At 67.3% G+C, this 24,509-nt stretch carries 27 protein-coding genes; 4 read left to right on the top strand and 23 right to left on the bottom strand.

Translation table 11 applies throughout. The features are described 5' to 3' along the window. Positions 1 to 138 precede the first annotated feature (138 nt). The 4 genes from LJ754_RS07280 to LJ754_RS07265 all read right to left on the bottom strand — a co-directional run bounded on the left by LJ754_RS07280 (position 139) and on the right by LJ754_RS07265 (position 3,111). Complete coding sequence (locus tag LJ754_RS07280; RefSeq protein ID WP_227926095.1) at positions 139 to 909, bottom strand: STM3941 family protein; 771 nt, start codon at positions 907 to 909, stop codon at positions 139 to 141. A 52-nt stretch (positions 910 to 961) separates the two neighbouring features. Next, on the bottom strand, positions 962 to 1,318 hold the full coding sequence (locus LJ754_RS07275; protein WP_227926094.1) for a YraN family protein: 357 nt from the start codon (positions 1,316 to 1,318) through the stop codon (positions 962 to 964). A gap of 104 nt (positions 1,319 to 1,422) precedes the next feature. After that, positions 1,423 to 2,466 carry a hypothetical protein gene (locus LJ754_RS07270; RefSeq protein WP_227926093.1) on the bottom strand — a complete coding sequence of 348 codons (1,044 nt, stop codon included), beginning with the start codon at positions 2,464 to 2,466 and terminating at the stop codon, positions 1,423 to 1,425. 45 nt (positions 2,467 to 2,511) lie between these two features. Then, positions 2,512 to 3,111 carry a 2'-5' RNA ligase family protein gene (locus LJ754_RS07265; RefSeq protein WP_227926092.1) on the bottom strand — a complete coding sequence of 200 codons (600 nt, stop codon included), beginning with the start codon at positions 3,109 to 3,111 and terminating at the stop codon, positions 2,512 to 2,514. A gap of 41 nt (positions 3,112 to 3,152) precedes the next feature. Between LJ754_RS07265 and LJ754_RS07260 the strand changes: the two genes are divergently transcribed. Continuing rightward, positions 3,153 to 3,743, top strand: coding sequence for a GNAT family N-acetyltransferase (locus tag LJ754_RS07260; RefSeq protein WP_227926091.1), 591 nt, complete (start codon positions 3,153 to 3,155; stop codon positions 3,741 to 3,743). Positions 3,744 to 3,746: 3 nt separating this feature from the next. On the opposite strand, the gene LJ754_RS07255 is transcribed toward LJ754_RS07260, so the two are convergent. From LJ754_RS07255 to ffh, 15 genes are all read right to left on the bottom strand, one after another. Continuing rightward, positions 3,747 to 4,067 carry a DUF2469 domain-containing protein gene (locus LJ754_RS07255; protein WP_227901490.1) on the bottom strand — a complete coding sequence of 107 codons (321 nt, stop codon included), beginning with the start codon at positions 4,065 to 4,067 and terminating at the stop codon, positions 3,747 to 3,749. Next, a complete protein-coding gene (locus tag LJ754_RS07250; RefSeq protein WP_227926090.1) occupies positions 4,064 to 4,873 on the bottom strand; it encodes a ribonuclease HII in 810 nt (269 codons plus the stop codon). The genes LJ754_RS07255 and LJ754_RS07250 overlap by 4 nt, the downstream gene beginning before the upstream one ends. After that, the gene (gene lepB / locus LJ754_RS07245; RefSeq protein WP_442860141.1) at positions 4,870 to 5,640 is read right to left on the bottom strand and encodes a signal peptidase I; all 771 of its coding nucleotides are present in this window, start codon (positions 5,638 to 5,640) and stop codon (positions 4,870 to 4,872) included. The genes LJ754_RS07250 and lepB (LJ754_RS07245) overlap by 4 nt, the downstream gene beginning before the upstream one ends. Before the next feature lie 11 nt (positions 5,641 to 5,651). Continuing rightward, positions 5,652 to 6,362 carry a signal peptidase I gene (gene lepB / locus LJ754_RS07240; protein WP_227911697.1) on the bottom strand — a complete coding sequence of 237 codons (711 nt, stop codon included), beginning with the start codon at positions 6,360 to 6,362 and terminating at the stop codon, positions 5,652 to 5,654. Between the two features lie 5 nt (positions 6,363 to 6,367). After that, positions 6,368 to 6,727: a 50S ribosomal protein L19 gene (gene rplS, locus LJ754_RS07235; protein WP_227911698.1), complete on the bottom strand. Its 360-nt coding sequence runs from the start codon at positions 6,725 to 6,727 to the stop codon at positions 6,368 to 6,370. Between the two features lie 252 nt (positions 6,728 to 6,979). After that, a complete protein-coding gene (gene trmD, locus LJ754_RS07230; RefSeq protein WP_227926089.1) occupies positions 6,980 to 7,759 on the bottom strand; it encodes a tRNA (guanosine(37)-N1)-methyltransferase TrmD in 780 nt (259 codons plus the stop codon). Then, positions 7,760 to 8,341, bottom strand: a complete 582-nt coding sequence (gene rimM, locus LJ754_RS07225) for a ribosome maturation factor RimM (RefSeq protein ID WP_227926088.1) — start codon at positions 8,339 to 8,341, stop codon at positions 7,760 to 7,762. It lies immediately after the preceding gene. A 169-nt stretch (positions 8,342 to 8,510) separates the two neighbouring features. Beyond that, a complete protein-coding gene (locus tag LJ754_RS07220; protein ID WP_227911701.1) occupies positions 8,511 to 8,753 on the bottom strand; it encodes an RNA-binding protein in 243 nt (80 codons plus the stop codon). Between the two features lies 1 nt (position 8,754). Beyond that, on the bottom strand, positions 8,755 to 9,162 hold the full coding sequence (gene rpsP / locus LJ754_RS07215; RefSeq protein WP_227911702.1) for a 30S ribosomal protein S16: 408 nt from the start codon (positions 9,160 to 9,162) through the stop codon (positions 8,755 to 8,757). 206 nt (positions 9,163 to 9,368) lie between these two features. Further along, positions 9,369 to 10,250, bottom strand: a complete 882-nt coding sequence (locus tag LJ754_RS07210; protein ID WP_227926087.1) for a VOC family protein — start codon at positions 10,248 to 10,250, stop codon at positions 9,369 to 9,371. A 21-nt stretch (positions 10,251 to 10,271) separates the two neighbouring features. Continuing rightward, positions 10,272 to 10,637, bottom strand: coding sequence for a GrpB family protein (locus tag LJ754_RS07205; protein ID WP_227926086.1), 366 nt, complete (start codon positions 10,635 to 10,637; stop codon positions 10,272 to 10,274). Continuing rightward, positions 10,634 to 11,113 carry a GNAT family N-acetyltransferase gene (locus LJ754_RS07200; protein WP_227926085.1) on the bottom strand — a complete coding sequence of 160 codons (480 nt, stop codon included), beginning with the start codon at positions 11,111 to 11,113 and terminating at the stop codon, positions 10,634 to 10,636. Before LJ754_RS07200 ends, LJ754_RS07205 begins: the two co-directional genes overlap by 4 nt. Then, entirely contained in the window at positions 11,113 to 11,814 is a 702-nt protein-coding gene (locus tag LJ754_RS07195) for an alpha/beta fold hydrolase (RefSeq protein ID WP_227926084.1), read from the bottom strand. Before LJ754_RS07195 ends, LJ754_RS07200 begins: the two co-directional genes overlap by 1 nt. Before the next feature lie 8 nt (positions 11,815 to 11,822). Further along, positions 11,823 to 12,395 (bottom strand): NUDIX domain-containing protein, encoded by a 573-nt coding sequence (locus tag LJ754_RS07190; RefSeq protein WP_227926083.1) that lies wholly within the window; start codon positions 12,393 to 12,395, stop codon positions 11,823 to 11,825. A gap of 121 nt (positions 12,396 to 12,516) precedes the next feature. Further along, entirely contained in the window at positions 12,517 to 14,100 is a 1,584-nt protein-coding gene (gene ffh, locus LJ754_RS07185) for a signal recognition particle protein (protein WP_227926082.1), read from the bottom strand. A gap of 130 nt (positions 14,101 to 14,230) precedes the next feature. Here ffh and LJ754_RS07180 point away from each other — a divergent pair, with 130 nt between their 5' ends. Further along, entirely contained in the window at positions 14,231 to 15,628 is a 1,398-nt protein-coding gene (locus LJ754_RS07180; protein WP_227926081.1) for a glucose-6-phosphate dehydrogenase, read from the top strand. Positions 15,629 to 15,635: 7 nt separating this feature from the next. Here LJ754_RS07180 and LJ754_RS07175 read toward each other — a convergent pair whose 3' ends face one another. The 3 genes from LJ754_RS07175 to ftsY form a co-directional block, all read right to left on the bottom strand. Beyond that, a complete protein-coding gene (locus tag LJ754_RS07175) occupies positions 15,636 to 15,974 on the bottom strand; it encodes a P-II family nitrogen regulator (RefSeq protein WP_227911708.1) in 339 nt (112 codons plus the stop codon). Further along, positions 15,971 to 17,266 (bottom strand): ammonium transporter, encoded by a 1,296-nt coding sequence (locus LJ754_RS07170; RefSeq protein WP_227926080.1) that lies wholly within the window; start codon positions 17,264 to 17,266, stop codon positions 15,971 to 15,973. The genes LJ754_RS07175 and LJ754_RS07170 overlap by 4 nt, the downstream gene beginning before the upstream one ends. A gap of 210 nt (positions 17,267 to 17,476) precedes the next feature. After that, positions 17,477 to 18,664, bottom strand: coding sequence for a signal recognition particle-docking protein FtsY (gene ftsY / locus LJ754_RS07165; RefSeq protein WP_227926079.1), 1,188 nt, complete (start codon positions 18,662 to 18,664; stop codon positions 17,477 to 17,479). A gap of 62 nt (positions 18,665 to 18,726) precedes the next feature. On the opposite strand from ftsY, the gene LJ754_RS07160 reads away from it, so the two are divergent. After that, positions 18,727 to 19,956 carry an MFS transporter gene (locus LJ754_RS07160; protein WP_227926078.1) on the top strand — a complete coding sequence of 410 codons (1,230 nt, stop codon included), beginning with the start codon at positions 18,727 to 18,729 and terminating at the stop codon, positions 19,954 to 19,956. Beyond that, a complete protein-coding gene (locus LJ754_RS07155; protein ID WP_227911712.1) occupies positions 19,953 to 20,684 on the top strand; it encodes a glutamine amidotransferase in 732 nt (243 codons plus the stop codon). Before LJ754_RS07160 ends, LJ754_RS07155 begins: the two co-directional genes overlap by 4 nt. On the opposite strand, the gene smc is transcribed toward LJ754_RS07155, so the two are convergent. Continuing rightward, the gene (gene smc, locus LJ754_RS07150; RefSeq protein WP_227926077.1) at positions 20,681 to 24,325 is read right to left on the bottom strand and encodes a chromosome segregation protein SMC; all 3,645 of its coding nucleotides are present in this window, start codon (positions 24,323 to 24,325) and stop codon (positions 20,681 to 20,683) included. The genes LJ754_RS07155 and smc overlap by 4 nt on opposite strands. Positions 24,326 to 24,509: the final 184 nt, after the last annotated feature.

The raw sequence follows: 24,509 nt of genomic DNA, 5'->3' as shown, positions 1-24,509 counted from the left end.
CCCGTGGGGGGTGAAGCCGGCCACTCCGCCCCCCCCCCGGGGGGGGGGGGGGGGGGCGGCCCCCCCCCCCCCCCACGGATGTGGACGGCGCAGCAACGGGAACAGGAATCCCGGGTCTGTGGAGGAAAAGGCCCTGGGCTAGGGACGGAGCTTCAACACTGCCCGGTGGTAATCCTCAATGATCCGCACCACGGTGGCACTGCGGCGATTGAATACCAGCGGGGACCAGCTCACATCCCAGCCGGACACATCGCGCGTCCACTGGAAAGTGGCCACCGGGCCGTGCTGGGGCATGGAGCGCAAAGCGCCCAAGGCTTCCCTTTGCCCGCGCAATCCCCTGCCAGGCATGATCCGGCCAAATAATCTGCCCGCCTTGGCTACCCCCTGCACCGCGCGGATATCGCCCGGGGACATGGTCGCGACCAGGCGCTCCTGCGATTTCACCCGAATTCCGATGATCTTGGCACCGCCCGGGCCGCCCATGGTCCGGCCGATGCCGACGGCGGCGAAGTTATCCCAGGGGATGAAGCCTCCCGACGCCACCATGATGCCCTGCTCGGTGAGCGTCAGCAGTTCCGGCTCCCGCAGTTTCTTCCAAACGAAGAAAAAAGCGCCCCCGCCGAAGAAGGCCACACCGATCAAGCCTGCCACCACCTCTGCCAAGCTGCCGCCAACGCGGCCGCTGCCGTGATGGTGATGGCCGGTGAAGCCATGCACTACCAACGCCGCGCATCCCGCGGCGAACAACAGCGCCATGAGGCCCAGTCCGAGAACCCGGATCTTCGAAACCGAAAAGGTCAAGGGCTCCAAACCGGGACTCAAAGTGGGTCTCAAGCCGGGGCCCAACCCCCTGTCCGCTTCCGCTTCCAGCCCATGGTCTTCCCGTCCGCTGTTTACGATGTTTTTCATCCCGCCGTCCCCCTAAGTGCCGGGGCTCATCATACGACGGCGCCGGGCAGTATCAGCCCACTGCCTGCAGGTGCTCTACAAGCGGCCGGCCCGCGCCGTCGTCGAGCACTGCCACCGCATCGATCCGGCGGTGCGCAAAATACCGTCCGTGTTCGCGCACCCAAGCCGCGGACAGACCATGCAACCGGGCGAGTTTCGCCGGGGTAATGGCTTCAAACGGGTGCCCGTAGGCAAGGGATGACCGGGTCTTGACCTCCACCACCACCAGGGTGGCGCCGTCCACGGCCACCAGGTCGATCTCTCCTTCGGGGCAGCGCCAGTTCCGGTCGACGATGGTCATTCCTGCGGCGGCCAGGTATTGGGCCGCCAGCTCCTCGCCGCGGCTGCCCAGGATGTCTTTGGCTTTCATGTCGCCATCCTTGCGCCGGCGGGCACAGCCCTGCCGCGGTTCATCCGCCGGTGTGCAGTCCCGGGCGGACGCGGCCGCTGAAGGCGGCATTGGGGAGGAGAGGACTAAGCCTGCTCCCGCCAGGCATCACCAGGCTGGGAACGGTGCCACGACTGCCGCTGTCCGCCGGTCTCGCGTACGACGTCGGTGAGCCAGATCGTCCGGTCCGGGTCCCAGCCGGCAATCACCGACGCCGTGTCGCTGTCCACGGTCAGTGCCCGGCCGGCACAGGCCAGATATCCCAGGACCGTCAGGTGGACGGCATCCCATTGCGTGCCCACGCGTTCCCAGTCCGGGATCACCCACCGGCCGTCCCGGCCGGTGACCTGGAACCAGTCGTGCCGGCGGGAGGCCGTGACCTCCAGCGGGAACGCACGGCACAGCTGCGCCCAGTCGTCCGCGGTACGGATTTCGTAGGTCCGGCCGTCCCCTCGAACCGGAATCGCGGTGGCCTCCCGCCACCCCGGGGCGTCCTCCACCAAGTCCAATCCGACGGGGAGCGCTCTGATCGTGCCGAGGAGGCCAACGGGGATCGACCACCAGGAACCGGAGGCGTAGCGGAAACTTTCCAACGCTCTGAGCTCCTCGGCACGGGTGTTCCGTGCCCACTCCGCAAGCACCGTGCGCAGGTCCTGCCCCAACGGTGCGGGAGCATCCGGATCCCGCCAGTCGACGGCCCACTGTTCCCGGGCACGGGGCTGCTCCCACCAGCCCGCTCCCGGTGACGCCCTGACCCGGTCCGCCACGGGACGCAGCGCTTCCCGGATGACCGGCAGCGCTGCCAGGACGTCCTCACCGTCCGGTGCCTGCCAGTACCTGGCTGTGGCCACGGCTGCGTCCAGGGCAGCTAGCACCGGCATCTCGTCCAGATCCGGCACGTCCACGGCAGCAAGAAGCGCACCCAGCTCCTCCGGCGAAGCGGCCGGAAGGTCGGTGGCTCCCCCGGCGTCGGTAGCCGTTCCGAACCGGACAACCGAAACCCCCTTGCCCGGGTCAAGCTCATAGCCCAGGTTGAAGACGGCCATGCGGATACGCGGCTCCAGTTCCGCGGCCAGGTTCAGGCACAGCCGGCGGCCCCTGGGTCCGGCGAGCAGCTGATCGGTATTCACGCGGCCATCCTCGCACAGCACGCGTCAGCACGCGTCAGCACGCGGTCAGCGCCCGGGGTAGACCACCGGCATGGGTGTAAGCGTTACCGGCGCCAGCGGCAGCGCCGGCGGCTCCCCCGTGTAACAGCGGGCAAGGGTGATGTGCGGGCGCAGCGTCTGCGCGAACATGAAGTTCGGGTCGCCCGCCATGAACCCGGCAGTGTCCCCAATCCCGCAGGCGGCCAGGAACCCGGTCAGCTCTGTCAGCAGGGCTGCGTGCAGCGCGGCAAGCTGCGGGGTGGGAGCGTATTCCGCCACGAGGGTCCGTCCGTGCGCGCCGAATCCGGTCAGGTGCACGGGCTGCAGCCGGAAGGAGTCCTCGGGCAGGAGGGCCTCTGTCCGCTCGATGTATCCCGCCAGCAGCTGCCCGTAGTCAGGCAGGCTGATGCCCGTGGCCGCACTGATGACCCGGTGCACGTCAAGCACTTTACCGAAATGGATGAGTGTCAAGTGCAGCTGGCCGCGCGGCACCGGACGGGTCCCGCGCGGCGCACCCGAGGTTAGGGAATCCCGCAGGGCGAGCAGATGCGCCAGCGAGCCAGCGTCGGGCTGCATCTGGGCATACAGCCGCCGGTTGGCATCAAAACCGGTGCGGTGCTCGGGCATGTCAGCAGTCTAGACCGGTCCTCCGTGCCTAGGATGTGGGGATGGTTTTCGAAATCCCCCGGCTGGTCGACGGCCCGCTGGCGCTGCGCCCGCATACTCCTGCCGACCTCGACGCCGTCTACGCCCGGTGCCTGGACCCGCTCACAATCAAGTGGACCACGGTCCCGCTGGACTATACGCCGGAGATGGCGCGGGAGTATCTTGCGGGCATTTCGGTGCCGCAGGAAAATGCCGTGTCCTGGGCGTTGGAAACCGGGGGAAACTACGCCGGGACCATCGACCTGCGCTTCCAGGGTGCGAACTCGGGCAACCTGGGCTTCGTCACGTCACCGGAATTCCGCGGCCGCGGCCTGATGTCCCGCGCCGTGCGGCTGGTACTCGGCCACGCCTTCGATGAGCTGGGCTGGGACGTGGTGACTTGGAGCGCGAACGCCGGAAACGCCGGCAGCTACAAAACGGTCTGGCGCTGCGGATTTCCGGCACCGATAGCCGTTCCCTATCTGCTAAACCACCGCGGCAAGATGGTTGAAGGCTGGATTTCCACCCTGGCCAACGGCGATTCGAGGGAGCCGGCGGCCAGCTGGGCCGACACAGCACGGCGGCTGCCGTCCGTGCCGGCGGGCGTGGAGTAACGCCTAGAGTTCGTCCGCCTTGGGCAGTGTGAGGTCATCGTTGCGGGTCAGTTCCTCCACATTGACGTCCTTGAACGTGATCACGCGGACGCTCTTCACAAACCTGGCGGAGCGGTAGACATCCCATACCCAGGCGTCCTGGAGCGTCAGGTCGAAGTAGATCTCGCCGTCGGCGGAGCGGGCCTGGAGGTCCACATGGTTGGCCAGGTAGAACCGCCGTTCGGTTTCCACCACGTAGCTGAAGAGACCGACAACGTCCCGGTACTCCCGGTACAGCTGGAGCTCCATGTCCGTTTCATAGTTCTCAAGGTCTTCGGCGCTCATGTTCCTATCATCCCCCCAACTGGGCTTAGGTCGTCCCCCGGCACCGCCGCCGTTTCCCCGGGCCTCGGCTTGGAGCCCAGATGCCAGGACATGCGGTGCAGCGGCGTAGGTCCATGGGTATCGATGGCCGCACGGTGCGACTCGGTGGCATAGCCCTTATTGATCTCCCACGCGTAGTGCGGGTTAGCAGCGGCAAACTCTACCATCATGGCGTCGCGTTCCACTTTCGCCAGGACGCTGGCAGCCGCTACGCTCAGGCACTGCATATCTGCCTTGATCCTGGTGTGGACTTCCGCGTCGCAGCCCTCGCCTGGGGCCAGCGCCGCGGGACCGCCGACGCCGCCGACGCCGCCGGCTGCCTCCAGACCGTCGAAGAGACTTCCCTGCCGCTCGGGGGAAAGCCAGTTGTAATTGCCGTCCAAAAGCACGACGTCGGGCCGCCGGGTGAGGCACACCTGATCCCAGGCCCGCGTTCCCGCGAGCCGCAGCGCTGCCGTCAGCCCAAACAGGTCGATCTCCGCAGCGGTAGCGTGTCCGACGCCCCAGGCCAGCGCCCATTTCTTGATCTGGGGCACCAGGGCGTTCCGGTCCGCCACGGAGAGCAGTTTGCTGTCCTTGACGCCTTTCAGGGAACGCACCGTGGCCAGGTCAACGGCCACCAGCCCCACCGACACCGGGCCAGCAAGGGCACCACGCCCCACCTCGTCGCAACCGGCAAGGATTTGGTGCCCCTGCGCGGCGAAGGTCCGTTCAAAACGCAGGGTGGGTGCCTTGGACGCCGCGGAAGCTCTTACGGCAGTGCTCACTTGCTGCTGCTTCCTTCGGGTTCCGGAACGTTTTCGAAGACCTCGGAATAGCTGCTGACTCCGCCGATCCGGTTCAGCGGCCAAGCGGTCACTACAGCCTTGCCCTCAATGTCCCCTACGTCGACGAAGCCGCCGCCCTCACCGGCCTGGTGCTCGCGCGAATCGGCGGAGGCGTTGCGGTGGTCCCCCATCACCCAGACCTTGCCTTCAGGGACTACCACATCGAAGGGAATGTCAGAGGCAGTGGCGCCGGGGTAAAGGTACGGCTCGTCCAGGGCTTCGCCGTTGACGGTGATCTTGCCGTCCGCATCGCAGCACACCACGTGGTCGCCTTCGGTGCCGATGACCCGCTTGACCAGGTGCTGCTGTGATTCATCCGGGAGCAGCCCCACGAAGGTGAGCGCCTCGCGTACCGGATTCGCCGGCTTTTCAACTGTTTGCGGCAGCCAGCCCTTGGTGTCCTTGAACACCACCACGTCGCCGCGGTTCAGGTCTATCGGCTGCGGCACCAGCAGGTTGACGAAGATCCGGTCATTGATCTCCAGCGTCTCTTCCATGGACCCCGAGGGGATATAGAACGCCCGGAAAAGGAAGGTCTTGATCAGGAAGGAAAGCACCAGGGCTATCACCACGATGGTCAGCACTTCCCGCAGCCACGCCCCGAGCCCCCGCTTCTTCTGCTTGGGTGCCATGGCGTGGGCGGCGTGGTCCCGCTGCTCCCCGGAGCCGGGCGTCCCGTCGGGGGACTGGTCCGGTTGCTGCGACATTGCGTTTCCTCTTATTTCTCCGTTGTCCACTCGGCTCCTAAGGATAGCCGGTCAATATTGGTACTGCGTCCGAGCGGCCAAAGAATCCGCTGGGCCTGCCCAATCACCCTTTCGGTGGAGATCAGCCCGCCGCCCGGTGCCCCCAGCAGCGAACGGGAATCCGCCGAAACGGAGCGGTGGTCCCCCAGGACCCACAGGCGGCCCTCGGGAACGACGACGTCGAACGGCTGCTCGCTGGGGGCGTCACCTTCATAAACGTACGGCTCATCCACCGGAGTTCCGTTAACGGTGATTCGGGGATCTGAGTCACTGCAGCAGCTGACACGGTCCCCCGCCACACCGACCACCCGCTTCACGTACACGGTGTCGCTGCCGGCCAGGCCCACCCAGCGGGCCACGGTGACGGCCGCCTCTTCAAGGGCGGGACGTCCACTGTGCAGGGGTGCCAGCGAGCCGCGGCCGTCAAAGACCACGACGTCGCCGCGGCGGATGTCCTCCGACGCATACGCGATCCGGGACACCAGCACACGGTCTCCGGGTTCGAGCAGCGGCTGCATGGAATCCGAGGGGATGTAGAAAACGTCAAACAGGAAGGCCCGGACAAGGGCGGCGAGGATGACCGCCGCAGCGAGAGCACATAGCACAAAACGCCAGCCCGCAATCCGGGGCCGGCGTTCTGTGTGCTTCGCGGAGGGGTCCCCGGAGGCGGATGCTGCAGACAAGTAAATTACTTGGCGGGACGGAAGTCGCGCTTTTCCTTGATCTTGGCTGCCTTGCCACGCAGGTCGCGCATGTAGTACAGCTTGGCGCGGCGGACGTCGCCCTTGGATACAACCTCGATCTTGTCGATGACCGGGGAGTGTACCGGGAAGGTACGCTCCACGCCGACGCCGAAGCTGACCTTGCGGACCGTGAAGGTCGCGCGGAGGCCGTCGCCCTGGCGCTTGAGCACGAAGCCCTGGAAGACCTGAACACGGGTGTTCTTGCCTTCGATGATGTTTACGTGAACCTTGACCGTGTCACCGGCGCGGAACTCGGGGATGTCCGTACGCAGGGAGCCTGCGTCAACAGAATCTAGGATGTGCATTTGTTTATCACTCCTGGTGGACGCCACAGGTCATCCACTTTGGTAACGGCAGCAAGAATGCGTCCCGAAACCGGGGCCGCACGGATGCTGTCGAAGGTAAAGGACCGGCAGGAACCCGAAGTTGGGCTGCCGGCGTGCCTGGCTGTTGGCCGCGTTCCCCCTGTGGCAGGTACGGACCCAGATGGCACAATGCTTTATTTTGCCATATCCGACCCGGCACCACCAATCAGCTGGAGCGGATCGGGCGGGGCATCAGGCCGGAGGAAGGATCCGGCCGCCGCGCACTTCGTACCCCAGGGCGGCCAGGGTGGCCAGGTCCGCTTTGTCCAGGGCAGCGGCGTCGATCTTTTCGATCAGGTCCGGGCGGCGGGCCGCGGTGCGGCGCAGCTGCTCGTCCCGCCGGAAACGGGCGATTTTCCCGTGGTTGCCGCTGAGCAGGACTTCGGGGACGGGCCGGTTCCGCCAGTCGGAGGGCTTGGTGTAAACCGGGTATTCCAGGAGCCCGTCGGAATGGGATTCCTCCACCAGCGACTCGGGGTTGCCGACGACGCCGGGCACCAGCCGGCCCACGGCTTCCACCATGGCCAGCACAGCCACTTCCCCGCCGTTGAGCACATAGTCGCCCAGGCTGACGGGACGCACGTCGAAGTGTTCCCCGGCCCATTCCAGGACCCGTTCGTCGATTCCTTCGTAGCGGCCGCAGGCGAAGACCAGGTGCTTCTCCTCAGCCAGCTCGTAGGCCATGGCCTGGGTGAACACCGCGCCCGCCGGCGAAGGAACAATCAGGACGGGGCGTTCGTCGCCGTCGCCGGCAACCGATTCCAGCGCCGCCGCCCAGGGTTCGGGCTTCATGACCATTCCCGCTCCCCCGCCGTAGGGAGTGTCATCCACGGTGCGGTGCCGGTCGGTGGTGAAGTCCCGCAGGTCATGCACGGACAGGTCCAGCAGTCCGTCCTGCCGGGCCTTGCCGATGAGGGACAGCTCAAGGGCGGCGAGGTACTCCGGGAAGATACTGACGACGTCGATACGCACTTACTGTCCGGCTTCCTTCGTGTCGGCCGCGCCGGCTTCGGGCTTCTTGTCTTCGAGCTTCTTGTCTTCGGGCTTGTTCAGCTCGAAGAGACCCTCGGGCGGAGTGAGCAGCACGTAGCCGCCTTCGACGTTCACTTCAGGGACGATGGCCTCAACGAACGGCACCAGGATTTCCGCGCCGTTGGCGTCTTCGACCACCAGCAGGTCCTGGACCGTAAGGGTCCGCAGCCCGCTGACGGTGCCAACGACGTCGTTGCCCACCCGCGCCTTCAGGCCCACCAGTTCGTGCTCATACCAACCTTCGTCGTCGTCATCTTCGTCGGCGGTTTCGGTATCGATGAACAGCTTGACGCCGCGCAGTTCCTCGGCGCCGTTGCGGTCCTCTACTTCCTCGAAACCGAGCAGCAGGATGTCTTTGTTCCAGCGGGCACTGATCACTGTCAGCGGCCCCTTGGAGGCCGGCTCCACGGTGAGTTCGGTGCCGGGGACAAAGCGGTCCGCGGGCGCGTCGGTCAGCACCTGGACGGTCACTTCGCCGCGGATGCCGTGCGGCTTGCCGATGCGTGCCACCTGTAACTGCATGGAATCTCCTCTGTCGGGGTTGTCTCGCCTGGGATGGTGGGGCGGGAACCCGCCTCACAAAAAATCCGGCCCCTGCACCATTATCTGGTGTCGGGGCCGGATCCTGTGTACTGCTTTTACTGCTGGTACTGCAAGGAAGAACTGTCCGCTTCCGCTGCGCCGTTGATTATCAGCGGCGCCGGTCGGTGTCCACAACGTCAACCCGGACCTGCTCACCGTTGGCAAGGGCGGCGATGACCGTGCGCAGTGCGCGGGCCGTCCGTCCCTGCCGGCCGATGACCCGGCCCAGATCTTCCTGGTGAACCCGAACCTCGAGGGTTTCCCCACGGCGGTTGCTCTTGGCGGAAACGTTGACATCCTCAGGGTTGTCAACGATTCCGCGCACGAGGTGCTCCAGTGCTTCAGCGAGCAATTTACTCAGCCTCAGCCTCGGCGGAAGCCTCAGGAGCTTCCTCCTTCTTGGCCTTGGGGGTGATTGCCTCGGGGACAATCACGGACTTCTTTTCGGGAGCCACGAAGGCTTCCTTCGGGGCCTTGGTACGCAGGGTACCTTCCTGGCCGTCGATGTTCTTGAACTTCTGCCAGTCACCGGTGATCTTCAGCAGTGCTGCGACCTGCTCGGACGGCTGGGCGCCGACGCCGAGCCAGTACTGGGCGCGGTCGGACTTGATGTCGATGTACGACGGGTCCTCGGTCGGACGGTACAGTCCGATTTCCTCGATGGCACGGCCATCGCGCTTGGCACGGGAATCCATGACAACAACGCGGTAGTGTGCTGAGAACTTCTTGCCAAGGCGCTTAAGGCGAATCTTTACGGCCACTTTTGTGGTCACTCCTGATCTGAAATGGGGCGAACCCGTACTTCTGCTCCCGTGGGGCGGGCCATAACGTTAGGGTTCAAAAGGACAAGATGCATGCACGGAGAGAGGGGCCGCGCAGATCGAGTACCTGACCATTGTGCCAGATGGTTCCTCGTTTTGCGACTCACGGCGCCGGCGGGCCCAAAGCGGTTCCCCGGCGGTCCCGGTCAACCCGCGGCGACCCGCAGCCGGTTGCGCCACGGATCCTCGAAGACCAGTTCGGCACCCGTGTGGTGGCTGGCAACGCCCGCAGTCTTCAGGCGGTCGGCCAGCCCTGCGACGTCGTCCGCGGACGGGACGCTGATCAGCACCTCCCCCAATCCCAAGGTGTCGCGGCGCGGCCCGGCGCCTCGGCTGTTCCACACATTCATGGCCATGTGATGGTGGTAGCCGCCGGCGGAAACGAACAGCGCCTGCCCATGGAACCCGGCGGTCCGCTCAAAGCCGAGCGTGGAAACGTAGAAGGCTTCGGCAGTTGCCGTGTCCCCCACCTGCAGGTGGACGTGCCCGACGGCGGCCGCGGAGCCCCGCAGTCCGTCCAGTGCCGCTTCGGTCAGGTGTTCCCGGAGGTAGGCCTGCGGGGACAGGGCCAGCGAAGCCATCTTTACCTGCCGGCCTGCGCCGGTGTTATCCCATTCCCAGGCATCCCGCGGCCTGTCGTAATACAGTTCGATGCCGTTGCCTTCCGGGTCGGTGAAGTAAAAGGCTTCGCTGACCAGATGGTCCGCCGACCCTGCGAATGCCGTGGGGTCATACTGCGCCGCCGAAGCGACGGCCGCGGCCAGTGCCGCCCGGTCTTCGAAAAGAATGGCGGTGTGAAACAGCCCTGCCTCCCCGCGGGAGGCGACCTGCAGGCCCGGCGCCGGGGCCAGATGCACCACCGGCACAGCGCCGCGGCCCAGGTACAGCCCCCCGTCCGCTTCTGCGATCACCTCCAGGCCGAGTGCGCCCCGGTAGTATCCGGAGACCTTCGCCAGATCCCCCACCCTGAGCATCACCGTGCCCATGGCCAGGTTGGCGGGCAGCCGGTCATTTACTTGAACGTTCATGTAAACAGCTTACTTGAAGGTTCATCTAATGGCGAGCCGGGGTTCTCCGTCCGCCAGCCCGGCCAGCAGTTCGGCGACCACCGGCGTCTTCGACTGTGTGTAGTCATCCCAGCCGCCGGCGCTCCCGGCCGCAGATTGCTTGGCAGCCAGATACCGGGCACGGGCCTGGGGGTCATGGCGGAGCAGGTCGCGGAAAACAACGCGGCGCACGCCGACGAGGAGGTCCACCACGTCCTTGGCTGGCAGATCCGGCACCGAGGTGGAACCGATGTGTTCGACCTGCGCATCCGGCACCTGCCTGCGGATGCGCACTGCCATCTCCGCCGCCATGGCTACCCACTCGGAATACCTGCTCGGAACCAGGACCACAGGTTGCTGCTCGCTCATGAGGGCTTCATGCCATCACGCGGCAGCGGCTGTCCCAGCCACGCCCGCATCGCCACCCGTTTGCCCAGGGAGTCCAGGCCCAGCAGCTTTTCGTGCTGCCGCAGGCCCGCCAATCCACCCTCGGGATCAACCACCACTTCGAACCCGCAACTGGCATAGAACGGTGCGTTGAACGGCACGTCGGCAAACGTGCAGAGCGTCATGGAGCCATACCCCTGCTCCCGTGCCCAGCCGAGGGCAGCCTTCACCAGGGTGCGGCCGAGTCCGGCGCCGGCGGCATCGGGATGGACCGACAGCTGCTCCAGATGGGCCTCGCCGTCGACTTCCTCCAGCCGGGCGAAGCCGACGGGCGGCAGCGCCGTGGCTGCATCCCGCAGTCCAGACGCTCCGTCCAAGAGGGCATCGGAGGCCGATTCCAGCGCAGGCAGGAAGGGAAGGTCCTCCGGCTCCGCGCTACGGATTAACGCTCTGACCATCAGCTCTCCCCGTGCCGGCGGGCGAGGAACTCCCGGATGGCCTGTGCTCCGGAGTCCGTGTCCTGCGGGCGGTGGTTCCCGCCAACCTGCCGGTGTTCGGCGCCGGTGGATACCAAGAAATCCGCCACTTCCTCGTACAAAGGTTCCCACCCGCCCGTAAGGACGAGTGTGGGAACGCCCGGAACAATGTCCAGCGGAGCATCCCAGGGCGGCTGTTGCAGGCGCAGGCGGGCGGCCGAGCGGAGACCGGCCTCGTCCGGGGCCGCCGCTGCTTCGGCCGCGAAGACCCGGCGGACAAATTCACGCTGGTATTGCGCGTCCGACGGGCCGGGCGCCGCGTCGAAAAGGGGCTGCAGCAGCTCGCGGTGCGCCGTCGTGGCGGGCAGGTCACGGGTGAGGGAGAAGACGGCCGGTTCGCACAGGACCAGGGAGGACACCCCCGCCGGGTCGCGCAGAGCCGCCAGCATGGCCGGAACCGCACCGGCCGAATGCGCCACCAGATGTCCGCGTCCGCCGAGCGCTTCCCGGATGATGGCAATATCGGTCTCCAGATCGGGCGGCAGCGGTTCGGCGACGGCGTCGTAGCCGTGGCGTCGAAGGAACAGGCAGTCATAGTCCAGGGCAAGCCCGTGCTGCCGCGGCCAGGCGGCAGCACCGAAACTGCCGGCGCCGTGCACAAACACCACTCGTTCCCGAGGCAAATCCACTCCTAATGTCCAAGAATTCCGGAGAAACCCTCCAGCGGCGGCATCATCCTGCGGGGCAGGGGTGCAGGCACCGGACCGGCGGATGCCGGCTCCCCGTTGACCAGCTCCACCACGGTGCCCAGCTCCAGGGCCTCCACCGCGGCCCCCCACCGCCGGCCGTGCCCCTCGTCCGTCCCCCTGCTCCAATCCATCAGGGGAACAAAGCGTGCTTCCCGCTCCCCGCCGGCTCCGGTGAACGCCGAGACAGAGGTGGACAGCACACCTCCGTCGAACAGGAAGGCGATGGAGTCGCCCTGTCCCTGCCCCTGCGCCTGTCCCTGTCCATGGGAGCCCTGCACGTAGTCGAGGACCAGGACACGGCCGACGTCGGACCCGGGGTCCAGCGTTGCGCGGGCAACGCGGCGGGCAGCGGAGCGCGGATCTTCCCCGCCCTTGACCACACCGCCGGGCAGCTCCCAGGCGTTGCCGTTGCGCAGCAACAGCACGCGGTGGTCACGGGTGCGGATCAGGACCTGGACCGTGATGCTGCGCCGGAAGACCGACCCGTAAAAGCCGCTCAGCCCCTGTGCCGCCATGCCGGCCCCTTCCTGTGGTGGCCCCTGCTTCCGCGATTGCGCCGTTTCAGGCACGCACACGCCATTAAACACACAACGCCGGACAAGTGGTCCGGCGTTGTGTGCTGCGCAGCAGGTATTCCTACTTGCCCAGGAACTTATCGAAGCCCTTGGGCAGGTTCAGCGACGAGGGGTCGAAGTCCGCGTCCTGGGCCCCGAAGGCGCTGCCGGTCGGAAGCGCCTTGCGGGCACCGGCGGCCCGGGCCTCTGCTTCCGCCCGTTCCTGGGCGGCCTTCGCCGGGTTGCCCGACTTGGCCTTCTTCTTGCCCTTGGCTGCCTGCTGCTTCTTCCGGGCACCGCCGAAGCCGCCGGGGCCTGCCATACCCGGCATGCCGGGGATGCCGCCGCCGGCAGCCATCTTCTTCATCATCTTCTGGGCCTGGACAAAACGTTCCAGCAGGCCGTTGACCTCGGAGACGTGCACGCCGGAGCCGCGGGCAATGCGGGCGCGGCGGGAGCCGTTGATGATCTTCGGGGCCACGCGCTCGTGCGGAGTCATGGAGCGGACAATGGCTTCGACCCGGTCGATCTCGCGTTCGTCGAAGTTCTCCAGCTGCTCACGCATGCCGGCGGCACCGGGCATCATCATGAGCATCTTCTTCATGGAACCCATTTTGCGGATCTGCTGCATCTGGGCGAGGAAGTCATCCAGGGTGAAGTCTTCCTGGTCGGCGAACTTCTTCGCCATCCGGTTGGCTTCATCCTTGTCCCAGCTCTGCTCCGCCTGCTCGATGAGCGTCAGGACGTCACCCAGGTCCAGGATGCGGCTGGCCATGCGGTCCGGGTGGAAGATCTCGAAGTCCGTCAGGGCCTCGCCGGTGGAGGCGAACATGATCGGCTTGCCGGTCACCGAGGCCACGGACAGCGCGGCACCGCCGCGGGCATCACCGTCGAGCTTGGTCAGGACGACGCCGGTGAAGTTCACGCCCTCGTTGAAGGCCTGGGCCGTGTTCACGGCGTCCTGGCCAATCATGGCGTCAATCACGAAGAGGACTTCGTCCGGGTTGATGGCGGCGCGGATGTCCGCGGCCTGCTGCATCAGTTCGGCGTCCACGCCCAGGCGGCCGGCGGTGTCTACGATAACGACGTCGTGCAGCTTGGTGCGGGCTTCCTGGATGCCCTGGCGGGCCACGGCAACGGGATCACCGGTGGCGGCCTCGAACTCGGAGGACACGCCGGGGTGCGGTGCGTAGACCGGCACGCCGGCGCGTTCGCCGTTGACCTGGAGCTGGCGGACGGCGTTGGGCCGCTGCAGGTCCGCTGCGACCAGCAGCGGGCTGTGGCCCTGGGACTTCAGGTGCTTGGAAAGCTTGCCGGCGAGGGTGGTCTTACCGGCACCCTGGAGGCCTGCGAGCATAATGACCGTGGGCGGGTTCTTCGCCAGGCGCAGGCGCCGCGTTTCGCCGCCGAGGATAGCTTTGAGCTCTTCGTTGACGATCTTGACGACCTGCTGGCCCGGATTCAGGGCCTGGGAAACTTCGGACCCGAGGGCACGTTCCTTGACAGTGGCGGTGAACGCACGCACCACGGGAACGGCGACGTCGGCGTCCAGGAGGGCGCGGCGGATCTCTCGCACGGTGGCGTCGACGTCGGCCTCGGTGAGCCGGCCCTTGCCGCGCAGGTTTTTGAAGGTTGAAGTCAACCGGTCAGACAGTGAATTAAACACGTGCCGCGCACTTCTTTCGTCAGTTTCTTCGCCTTGTTTGCCAGGCCCAGCTGTTAAGGGTACCAAGCCGCTCCGCCTATTTGCCTCCCCTGCCCTACCTCCGCGGCGGCGGCGGTGGGACGCTGGAGTCATGGCCGATCCCCAGCGTGTGCGGACCCTTCTCATCCTTGGCGGCACCGGAGACCTTGCCGAGCGCCTGCTGCTGCCCGGCCTTGCCCGGGTGGTCAGCCGCGGACGCGCGCCCGGGCTGACCGTTATCGGGTCCGGGTCCCGGGAATGGACCCGGGAGCAGTGGCAGGACCGCATGCGGGCATGCTTCGCCGAAGCCTCCGAAGCTGCCGATGAATCCGGCGCCGAATATCTGGCCGACACGGTGGAACGCGGCCGGTACCTGCAGCTGGACCTGTCCAAGGGCGCCGAGCTGGCAGATAGGATCCGGGACCTGGAGCCTCCCCTGGCCGTCTATTTCGCGCTGCCTCCTGCCCTGGCGGTGCAGGCCGTGGGGAAACTGCAGGCCGGCGACCTGCCGCCGGACACCCGGCTGGTGCTGGAAAAGCCTTTCGGCAGCGATCAGGCGTCCGCCGTTGCTTTGAACGAGGCCCTCGCCCGGCTGGTTCCCGAAGAGAATATATTCCGGGTGGACCACTTCCTGGGCATGACCACGGTCATGGATATCCTGGGCCTGCGGTTCACCAACCGGCTGCTGGAACCGGCGTGGAGCAACCTGCACATCGAGAAGATGGAGATCGTTTTCGACGAGCAGTTGGGCTTGGAAGGGCGGGCGAAGTACTACGACTCCGCAGGAGCCCTGAAGGACATGATCCAGAGCCACCTGCTTCACATCATGGCGTTTATGGCCATCGAGGCACCGGCCACCCTCGGCGAGCGCGACCTGCGCGATCTGGTGGCGGCTACCCTGCGCGCCTCCGTCGCCGACCCGGCCGCCAGCCGCCGCGCCCGGTACACCGCCGGCAGCGTGGACGGACGGGAGATCGAGGCTTATGCGGACTCCCCCGGTGTTGATCCCTCCCGCGGCACCGAGACCCTGGCCGAGGTGGACATCCGGATCAACAATGACCGCTGGGCCGGGGTTCCGTTTATCCTCCGCTCCGGCAAGGCCATGAGCCGTGCCCGCAAGGAGGTGCTGGTGACGTTCCGGCCGGTCAGCCACCTGCCGGAGGGGTTCACGGGGATCACCGACCTGCCTTCGCGGCTGCGGATTTCCTTCGGCCCGGCGGAAATTGAGCTGGAACTGAACATCAACGGACCGCAGAGCGTGTTCCGGCTTGAACGCACGGGCTTGAAGGGACCCACCCACGTGTCGCACTTGACCCCGTACGGCGAGGTGATCGAATCGGTGCTCAACGGCGATCCGTTGCTTTCGGTCCGTGCCGACATAGCCGCTGAGTGCTGGCGGATCGTGGATCCGGTGCTGCAGGCATGGGCCGCCGACGAGGTCCCGATGGAGTCCTACCCTGCCGGAACACAGGGACCGCCCGGCTGGAATACCAGCCGGGCGGACCTGTAGGGAGTAGCTAGAGTGCACTGTCCCCGCGTTCGCCGGTACGCACCCGCAGTGCCTCTTCCACGTTGACCACCCACACCTTGCCGTCGCCGGCCCGGCCGGTGTTGGCGGTGGAAACCAGCACATCCACAATGTCATTGACCCATTCGTTGGCCACCAGCACCTCCACCCGCACCTTGGGCAGCAGGTCCACGGTGTACTCCGCACCCCGGTAGACCTCGGTGTGCCCGCGCTGGCGGCCGTAGCCGTTCGCGGAACTGACGGTTAGTCCCTGCACCCCGTAGCTTTCCAGGCTGCCCCGGACGGCGTCGAGCTTCTCGGGCCGGACAATAGCGGTTACGAGTTTCATGAGTTGACCGTCTCCTTGGTGGTGGTGCGTGCCGTATCCGGGAAGGGCGTGAAAGCGCCGCCCGTGCCGAGCCCGTCGAATTCGTAGGCCGTTTCGGCGTGTTCGCTCAGGTCCACGCCGTTGATCTCGTCTTCTTCGGAGATCCGGAAGCCCATGGTCTTGTGGATCGCCAGGCCAATGACCAGGGTCACCACGGCCGAGAAGACGATGGTGATCAGGGCTGCGGCCAACTGCGCGCCGAGCTGCCCGAGACCGCCGCCGTAGAACAGGCCGCCGCCGGCGCCGTCGGCCGGCAGGGCGATGAAGCCCAAGGCGAGGGTGCCCACGAGCCCGGCTACCAGGTGGACGCCTACGACGTCGAGGGAGTCGTCATAGCCGAACCGGTACTTCAGGCCGATCGCCAGGGCGGAAAGGACACCGGCAACCACACCCAGTCCCACCGCGGCCAGCGGGCTGACGTTGGCGCAGGCCGGGGTGATGGCCACCAGGCCGGCGACGACGCCGGAAGCGGCTCCCAGCGAGGTGGCCCGGCCGTCGCGGATCCGTTCGGTCAGCAGCCAGCCGAGCATGGCGGCGGCGGGGGCGGCGAGCGTGTTGATCCAGATGAGGCCCGCCTCTTCAGCAGTACCGGCGGCGCCGCCGTTGAATCCGAACCAGCCGAACCAGAGCAGGGTGGCGCCCAGCATCACGAAGGGGATGTTGTGCGGACGCTGGCTGGGGTCCTTGCCGAAGCCCTTGCGCTTGCCGATGATCAGGGCCAGGACCAGTCCGGCCGCGCCGGCGTTGATGTGGACCACGGTGCCGCCGGCGAAGTCGATGGCCTCGCCCACCACGGAACCCACCGCGCCGTCGGCGCCGAGCAGTCCGCCGCCCCAGACCATAAAGGCCAGCGGGCAGTAGACCAGGGTCACCCAGATCGGGACGAAGACCGCCCATGCACCGAACTTGGTGCGGTCCGCAACGGCCCCGCTGATCAGGGCCACGGTGATGATGGCAAACGTTGCCCCGTATCCGGCGGTGATGAGGTCTTCGCTGCCCAGGATGTCTTCCAGGCCGAAGGAGGTGAAGGGGTTGCCGAACAGTCCGGCGATGCCGTCCCCGCCGGTCATGGAGAAGCCCCAGAGCACCCAGACCACACCGATGAGTCCGATGGATACAAAGCTCATCATCATCATGTTCAGAGCGGCCTTGGCGCGGGTCATGCCGCCGTAGAAGAACGCCACCCCCGGTGTCATAAGCAGCACCAGAGCTGCCGAAACCATTACCCAGACGTGACCTGCTGACAGATCCATCTTCACGTCCCTTCGCGTTTGGCGGGCATCTCCCGCACCACGAACTTTGCCGGGGCCAGATTTCCGGCCGGGCGTAGGGGTGTTGCCGGGAGGTTACAAACACGCAGGTCCGGTAAAAGGGCGGTGACGGGGAGGTTTCCATTGCGTTTCCGGGTACGCAAAAGCCCCGCCTCCCTTGCCGGGAGACGGGGCTTTGAGCTGCGGCGGGTACTAGCCCAGCAGGGCGTCCACGAAGCTTTCGGCTTCGAACGGGGCGAGGTCGTCCGCGCCTTCACCCAGTCCCACGAGCTTCACCGGCACACCCAGGGTGCGCTGGATGGCGACGACGATTCCGCCCTTGGCGGTGCCGTCCAGCTTGGTCAGCACAATGCCGGAAATGTTGACCACGTCGGCGAAGACCTTCGCCTGGGTCAGGCCGTTCTGGCCCGTGGTGGCGTCCAGCACCAGCAGGACCTCGTCCACGGCGGCCTGCTTTTCGATGACCCGCTTGACCTTGCCGAGCTCATCCATCAGGCCGACCTTGTTCTGCAGGCGCCCGGCCGTGTCGATCAGGACCACGTCCGCTTCGCCGTCGATGCCGGCCTTGACCGCTTCAAACGCCACCGACGCCGGGTCGGCGCCGTCGATTTCGGAACGCACGGTGGGCACGCCCACGCGCTGGCCCCAGGTGGCCAGCTGCTCGGCGGCGGCTGCACGGAAGGTATCCGCGGCGCCCAGCACCACGTCCTTGTCTTCGGCCACCAGGACGCGGGCCAGCTTGCCCACCGTGGTGGTCTTGCCGACGCCGTTGACGCCCACCACCATCACGACGGCGGGGGTCTCGGCGTGCCGGGTAACAGCCAGCGAGCGGTCCATTGACGGATCCACCAGTTTGATCAGTTCCTCGCGCAGCATTGCGTGGACTTCCTGCGGGTCCTGGCTGCCGGAAACCTTGACGCGTGCGCGCAGGGCGTCCACCAGTTCCATGGTGGGTTCGGTGCCGAGGTCCGCGAGGAGGAGCGTTTCCTCGATTTCATCCCAGACATCCTCGTCAATCCGGTCGCTGGAAAGCAGCGCCAGCAGCGCCTTGCCCAGCGCGTTGTTGGATTTGGCCAGGCGGGCGCGGAGGCGGGCCAGGCGGCCCTGGACGGGTTCGGGCGTCTCGAGGCCCGGAGCTTCCGGGGCGGGAGCTTCCTCCAGGCCGCGCAGGTCATCGGGAACAACGACGCCGGTCTCCCCCGGCGGTGCCTCAAGCGTGTCGGTGCCGGCACCGGATCCGGTGACCGGGTCGTTGGCGTCGCGGCGGGTGGGGTACATGCTCTTGGGCGTGCGCCGGGTCCGTACCAGCAGCGCAGCGACAGAGCCGACCACAGCCAAGGCGACAAGGACGTAGATCACTATCGATAGGGTCTCATTCACGCTTCCAAGCTTCTCACAGACGGCTCTTTGACTCCCCGGGAATCTGAGAGAATCGCCTTATCATGGTGCGCACTCCCCGAATCCGAATCCCGCAGGAAATCCAAGTCCTGATCGCCGCTGCCTTCGTCATTGCCCTCGGCTTTGGCCTGGTGGCCCCGGTCCTTCCGCAGTTTGCCCTGAGTTTCGACGTCGGCGTGACCGCGTCCTCGGTGATCGTCAGCGCGTTCGCGTTCACCCGGCTGGTGTTCGCGCCGGCCGGCGGGGTGCTGCTGGAAAAACTCGGCGAACGCCCGGTCTATATCGCCGGGCTGCTGATCGTGGCCCTGTCCACCGCCGCGTGTGCCTTCGCGCAGTCCTATTGGCAACTGCTGGTCTTCCGTGGCCTGGGCGGTATCGGGTCCACCATGTTCACTATCTCCGCGATGGCCCTGATCATCAGGCTCGCTCCCCCGGAGGTCCGCGGCCGGGTCTCCAGCGCCTACGCCTCGTCCTTCCTGCTGGGCAACATCGGCGGGCCGCTGCTCGGCGGGCTGCTGGCCGGTTTCGGGCTGCGGATCCCGTTCCTGGTCTATGCCGCCGCCCTGGTCCTGGCCGCCGGCGTGGTGTTCCTGCGGCTCAAAGACACCCGTCCGGTGGCCGGTGCCGAGGAGAGTGCCGCCCCGAAGCTGCCGGTGCTCACGGTCCGGGAAGCACTGAAGGACTCCGCCTACCGGGGCGCCCTTGCCTCATCCTTCGCCAACGGGTGGTCTTCCTTCGGCGTCCGCAACGCGCTGGTGCCGCTGTTCGCGGCCGCGGCCCTGTCCGCGGGCCCGGAAGTGGCCGGCATATCGCTGACCGCCTTCGCTGCGGGCACCGCCGTCGTACTGACCTTCTCCGGCCGGCTGGCCGACAGCTGGGGGCGCCGGCCGATGATCCTGCTCGGACTGGCCATTAACGCGGTGGCCACCGCACTGATCGGCTTCAGCTCCAGCGTTCCGGAATTCCTGATCATTTCCGCCATAGCCGGCATGGGCACCGGCCTGCTGAACCCCGCCCAGCAGGCCGCCGTGGGCGACATCATCGGCAACGGGCGCAGCGGCGGCAAGGTGCTGGCCACCTTCCAGATGGCCAGCGACACCGGTGCCATTGCCGGCCCCGTGCTGGCCGGTATGCTGGCGGACCGCCTGGGCTACTCCTGGGCGTTCGGAGTGACCGGGGGCATTATGGCGCTGGGCTTCGTGGCGTGGCTGGCCGCGCGGGAAACCCTGCCCGCCCGGAAAGCGGCCCCGGCCAGCACTACCATCGAGGAATGAAGCCTTTCCTGCTCCTGGCCACCCGGGCCGAAGACGACGCCGCCGATGAGGAATATGCCTCCTTCCTGCGCTTCGGCGGGCTGGGCGAGGAGCAGCTGCACCGGGTACGCCTGGAGTCCGGCCCCATGCCGCCGGTGGACCTGGCTGACTACAGCGGTGTGATTGTGGGCGGCGGCCCGTTCAATTCCAGTGATCCGGAAGAATCCAAGTCCGCCGTGCAGCTGCGGGTCGAGGCCGAGATGGCCGCGCTGCTGGACGAGGTTGCGGGGCGGGACTTCCCGTTCTTCGGCGCCTGCTACGGCGTGGGCACCTTGGGCCGGCACCAGGGCGCCGTGGTGGACCGCACGTACGGCGAGCCCGTGGGGCCGGTGGAGATTGCGCTGACGCCGGCCGGCCGGGCGGATCCCTTGCTGGAGGGCATCCCGGAGACCTTCGCGGCCTATGTCGGCCACAAGGAGGCGGTGGCGCAGCTGCCTCCGAACGCGGTTAACCTTGCCGGCTCGGCCACGTGCCCGGTGCAGATGTTCCGGGTCCGGACCAACCTGTACGCCACCCAGTTCCATCCCGAGCTGGACGTGGCCGGGCTGCTGACGCGGATCTCGGTGTACCGGAACGCAGGATATTTCCCGCCGGAGGAAGCAGAGACCGTGATGGATGCCGTGCGGGGCTCGGCAGTACACGTGCCGCCGCGCATCCTGGCGAACTTCACCGCACGGTACGCCCGCTAGGGGTTATCCCCGTCCTGCCCGGGCGTCCCGCGCTCGATGCGCTGGCTGATCACGGTGGACACGCCGTCGCCGCGCATAGTCACCCCGTACAGTGCGTCCGCCACCTCCATGGTGCGTTTCTGGTGCGTGATCACAATGAGCTGGCTGGACTCGCGCAGTTCCTCGAAGATGGTGATCAGCCGGCCCAGGTTCGTGTCATCCAAGGCTGCCTCCACCTCGTCCATCACGTAGAACGGCGAGGGCCGGGCCTTGAAGATTGCCACCAGGAGCGCGACGGCGGTCAGGGACCGTTCCCCGCCGGAGAGCAGGGACAGCCGCTTGATTTTCTTCCCCGCAGGACGGGCATGGACCTCAATGCCGGTGGTGAGCATGTTGTCCGGGTCGGTGAGCACCAGCCGGCCTTCGCCGCCGGGAAACAGCCGCGCGAACACATGCTTGAACTGCTCGGCGGTGTCCCGGTAGGCGGCCGTAAACACTTCCTCCACCCGGCGGTCAACGTCGGCAATGATGTCCAGCAGGTCCTTGCGGGTGGCTTTGAGGTCTTCCAGCTGGGTGGAAAGGAACTGGTGGCGTTCCTCCAGTGCCGCGAACTCCTCCAGTGCCAGCGGGTTCACCTTGCCCAGTGCGGCCAGATCGCGTTCAGCGCGCTTCAGGCGTTTTTCCTGCTCGGCCCGGACGTACGGGATGCCCTCCATCAGGGGGTTGCCGTCCTCGTCCACGGGGGTGTGCAGGGCGGCCCACTTGTCCGCACCCTTCCCCTCCGCAGCATCGGCCGGCACCGGAACCGGCTGGTCCGGTCCGAAGTTGGCCACCAGGTGCTCGGCCGTCATGCCCAGCTCCTCCAGCGCCCGGGCCTCGAGCGTCTCGATCCGCAGCCTCTGCTGGGCCCTGGCCAGCTCGTCCCGGTGTACGGAGTCGGTGAGCCGTGCCAGCTCCGCGGCGGCGTCGTTGTTGGCGCTGCGGACTGCTGCCAGTTCGGTTTCGCGGGCCGCCCGGGATTCTTCGGCCAGGTCCCGTTCCGCGGCGGCCAGCACCAGGGACACCTGCAGGTGCGCCAGCACCGCATCCGCGCCAGCCGCCACGGCAACGGCGCGTTCCCGCTGCACTGCGCGGCGGCGGGCACGCTCCGCTGCGGCTTCCCGTGCCCGCCGCTCGGCGACGGCGGAGCGTTCCAGCGCCTCGGCACGCCCGGCAACTGCTTTGAGCTGCTCTTCGGCCGAGCGCAGGCCCAGGCGGGCGTCCATTTCCGCCTGCCGTGCGGCGGACGCTGCGAGCGCCAGCGCATCCCGCTGTCCGGCGGAGGGTTCTTCCTCGGTGGCGTTGTCCTCTCCTGCCGCCGCCAGCCGTTCGGTCACTGCCGCGAGCTTTTCTTCTTCCGCGGCGGCGTTGGCGTCCGCTGCAGCCACCAGTCCGGCCAGGCGCTCGGCTTCTCCGGCTGCAGCACGCACGGCTGAGCCCAAGGTGCCCAACTGTTCGGCGGTGGCTGCCAGCCGTGCGTCGGATTCATGCAGGGCGGCCAGCGCGGCCTCTGCACGGGTTCGCGCTGCCGCCACCCGGGCGGCGGCGGACCCGATCCCTGCCCCTGCTTCCTCCGCCCTGATGCGTGCAGCCTGCAGCCGGGCGTCAGTTTCATCCACCGCAGCCTGGATTTCGAGCAGGCCGGGGGCCGTGGCCGAGCCGCCCCGGGCACTGTAGGCACTCAGCACGTCGCCGTCGGCGGTAATGACCCGGGCAGCGGGATCCGCCGAGAGCAGGACGGCGGCAGCCGACAGGCTATCCACCGCTACGGCGTCAGCCAGCAGGACATTCAGGGCCGCCTGCACCTGCACCTGGTCCTCGGCACTGATCAGGGACAGCACCGGCACGGCGCCGGGAGGCAGCACGGCCTGCCTTGCCGGGACCACGGCGCCCGGAGCGTTTTCCCCGGCGGGACCGGACCCGGCAAGAAGCAGATCCGTCTGCCCCTCCCCCATGTCCTTGAGGTACTGCAGCGCCCGGACGGCGGCGTCGAGGTCCGCTACGGCCACGGCCTCGGCAGCTGTGCCGAGGGCAGCGGCAACGGTGCGTTCAAAGCCGGGCTTAACACTGATCGACAAAGGTGCCAGCACCCCGGGCAGCCCGGCGTCCCGCAGTGCTGTGCTGCCGTCACGGCGGTCCAGTCCGACGGCGAGCGCTTCGCGGCGCGCTGTCAGGGTTTCCGTCTCGCGGACGGCTTCACGCTCGGCAACCTGCACCTGCTGCAGGGCCGCCGCTGCGTCGTCGAGGTCTGCCTGCGCCGCTTCGAACTCTGCGTCGAGGTCCGCTTCCCCGGCCTCGGCACCGGCAGCGGTTCCTTCCAGCCGGCCAAAGGCTTCCTGCGCTTTGGCGCGCCGCTCTTCGGCTGCCGCGATGGAAGTCCGCAGGCGTCCGGCCTCGGCGCGGGCGGAGGCCAGGCGGGAGCGGGCTGCTTCCACCTGGCCGGCCAGCCGCGCCTGCCCTTCACGCCGGTCCGCTGCGGCCCGGAGCAGGGCTGCGTAGCGCCGCTCTTCGGCGGTTGCGTCCTCTTCAGCCGCTTCGCGGATCTCCACGGCGTCTTCCAGCCGGACCCGCAGGTCCTCGATGTCCGCTTCCAGGGCGGCGGCTTCGGCGCGCACCCGGTCCGCCGAGGCCTGCAGCTGTTCAGGGTCCCGGCCGGTGCCGGCAACGGGTTCAGCCGTCCCCAGCAGCCGGGCACGTTCGGCAGCGAGGGCGGCAAGGGAACGGAACCTCTCCTGCAGGGAGGACAGCTCGTACCAGGTGTCCCGTGCCGCATTCAGTTCCGGAGCTGCCCGGGCTGCCAGCGCCTCCAGCTCGGCCTGACGTTCCCGGCTTGCGGCGACGGCGGCTTCCACCGCCACGCGGCGGGCCTTGAGGGCGGATTCGTCTGCGGCTTCCTTCTCGTAGGCAGCAGTGAGGGTGGCCAGGTCATCGGCGAGCAGCCGGGAGCGGGCGTCCCGGACGTCCTGCTGCACCGTCTTGGCGCGGCGGGCGACGGCGGCCTGCTTGCCCAGCGGCCCCAACTGGCGGCGCAGTTCGGCCGTGAGGTCGGTGACGCGGGCCAGGTTCGCGGCCATGGCATCCAGCTTGCGGAGGGTTTTCTCCTTGCGCCGGCGGTGCTTGAGGATGCCGGCGGCTTCCTCAATGAAACCGCGGCGCTCCTCTGGAGTGGCATGCAGCACCTTGTCGAGCTGGCCCTGGCCCACTATGACATGCATCTCACGGCCCAGCCCCGAGTCCGAGAGCAGTTCCTGGATGTCCAGGAGCCGGCAGGGGCTGCCGTTGATGGCGTACTCGGAGCCGCCGGCCCGGAAGAGCGTGCGGGAAATGGTGACTTCGGAGTATTCGATCGGCAGGGCGCCGTCGGCGTTGTCGATGGTCAGGGACACCTGGGCCCGGCCCAGCGGCGCCCGGCCGGAGGTGCCGGCGAAGATGACGTCCTCCATCTTCCCGCCGCGCAGTGTCTTGGCTCCCTGTTCGCCCATCACCCAGGCCAGGGCGTCCACCACGTTGGACTTCCCGGACCCGTTGGGGCCCACCACGGCGGTGACGCCGGGTTCGAACTCGAAGGTGGTGGCCGATGCGAAGGACTTGAATCCTCGCATGGTCAGGGTTTTCAGGTGCACGGGGGTTAATCTTTCCTGCCGGGGTTGATTCCCTAAATCTACGCGGTTAGCGTCAAAATTCCGCTCTACTCGGAGAGCGTAATCCGGCATTTCCCTGCTGATTCGCCGCGCCGGAAAGTAGGCTTCTAAAAGAGTCATATGATTTTAGGGCGTGGATGCAGGCTTCACGGCGGCCGCCAGCGCG

Source organism: Arthrobacter sp. zg-Y40 (assembly GCF_020731535.1).
In the GTDB taxonomy this organism is placed as follows: domain Bacteria; phylum Actinomycetota; class Actinomycetes; order Actinomycetales; family Micrococcaceae; genus Arthrobacter_B.
Note: the sequence above shows the minus strand (reverse complement) of the source record. Positions and strands in the feature narration are given on the sequence as shown.